The sequence below is a fragment of the Candidatus Symbiopectobacterium sp. NZEC135 genome (assembly GCF_025962695.1).
On record NZ_JAGFPF010000279.1, the window covers coordinates 1 to 1,972 of the forward strand.

Genomic DNA, 1,972 nt, shown 5'->3' on the forward strand with positions numbered 1-1,972 from the left:
CTTTTATGAAGTTTCAGGACATGAAAAGCGATCAGGAAAACATCATGGCGAATACCGTCGGTGCTCAAATGAAACAAACGGGAGAAGCGGTTAATCGTTACATCAGTATTCGTTTTGATAAGCTTTCAACCCTGTCTTCCAGTAGCAGCCAGACCAGCGATCCGGGACCAAGAACCTGTTCGGCTAATGGCTGTGAAATTACCTATCAGACGTTGGTAAACGAGGGCCTATTGCCTGCCAGCTATACCGGAATAAATGCGCAAAAATCCGCTTATAAAATCCTGTTAAAACGCGCTGGAACCACACCTAACTTCGTTATCAATGGACTGATAGTAACAACGGTGCCTTGGTCAGAGGGAAATCGTGTTCGTTATGACTTGTTAGGCCGTGCTATGCAAGCGGCAGGTATAGATAGTGGTATGACGCAATCCGCAACGGTGGCATCGGGTATGAGTGGTCAATGGACCGAGAACGCAAGCAATTACACCGGGATTAATGCTGCGGGGTTGTTGGCCTACCGTGTAGGATATGATTCCTCCATGTATTCGGTTTACCTCCGTCGTGATGGGACACTGCCAATGACAGGAGATCTGAATATGGGAGGTAAGAACATCAACAATACGAATATGGTTTATGCGCAGAAAGTGAGTTCTACCGATCTCCATGTCAAAAACAGCGCTGTATTTGATGGTGTTATCAATTCCGTTAACGTGATTAACAGCGATACCATCAGATCTAAAGAGTTTGTCGCCAATACCAAGAACACCCGAATGTCCATTGGCGGCGGTAGCTCCTCAACTGACGCCAACGCGCTGTCAGTCAGGTTAGAAGGCGGTAATGCTGACGGGTATATGCTCTTGATGGATGTTAACCCTTTTATCAATGATTCCGTAAAGCTTGATGTTGTTGGCAGCCAAAAGATCCGTGGAGACCTAAAAATTACTGCATCAGGTAATGGCAAAGCGTCAGGAGGTATCTCCGCGTCAGGAAACATAGCAGGAAGGTATATACAACCCACATCAACAGCGATTACTGGTGAAACATGCGCACCTAACGGACTTATCAGCAAAACTGCTAATGGCTCACCTGTGTGGTGTATTGATGGGGTATGGAAGGGGAATGAAGGGAACACGATAGTGTCATCAGGCTCTATTGGTAATAATACAGCGTTTACTTGTAGAAGCGGTGCTTCCGGTAAAATATTGGTCCATGCATATGCTAATTGGCTTGTAGGTTGGGGGGTATATTGGATGAATGCATCCCTTTATGCCAATGGTCTACTTGTTGAATCTGATAAAACCGCTGCCTTTGAATATGATCATGGCAGGGCATCAGGTTCAAGTGTGACGCTGTTCCACACCTTAGAGACGCAATCGGGCAGTGATTATACCTTTTCAGTTGTGGCTACAAGCGATAACCTTGTTAAGGTGAGTTATTCTTGTGTGGGTGTGTAAATTGACATTTTTAATGTTTGAACATCGTTATATCTAAATGGCTTATTAAGGTAATCCATTCATCACGAAAATAACCAACAATATCCTTTGCGTGTTGATTAAATTTCTCGATGCCTTATCTCTGTATTTATCAATAACAAATATGGAGATAATCAATGAAAATAAATAACGTAAACCAGAAATTCCAGCAAGGGTTCTCTTTGTTAGAACTGCTTCTTGTGCTTGGCACCATTGCTGCTTTAATTGTTGGCGCATTTATCGTGTATCCGAAGGCTCAGGCGGCACAACGCGCAGAAGCTGAATCAAAAAACATTGCGACTGTTCAAGCAGGGATAAAATCACTCTATGCCGCTTCTGCTACCTATACGGGGTTAACCAATAGTGCCGCAAACAAAGCCGGGGCATTCCCAGCCAATATGATCAAAATTGCCGGGGCAGGGACTAATATAGTCAATACGTGGAAGGGATATGTTACGCTTGCTCCTGCTGCCTCTGGCCCATCGGGAATTTCCAGAAGT

2 protein-coding genes are annotated in these 1,972 nt (G+C 44.5%); both read left to right on the plus strand.

What is annotated here, in order from left to right; genetic code table 11:
* The coding region (locus tag J5224_RS25875; RefSeq protein ID WP_264628058.1) for a shufflon system plasmid conjugative transfer pilus tip adhesin PilV at positions 1-1,454 on the plus strand (1,454 nt) is incomplete at its 5' end.
* A 155-nt stretch (positions 1,455-1,609) separates the two neighbouring features.
* Positions 1,610-1,972: type 4 pilus major pilin (locus tag J5224_RS25880; RefSeq protein ID WP_264628059.1), on the plus strand; the 363-nt coding region annotated here is incomplete at its 3' end.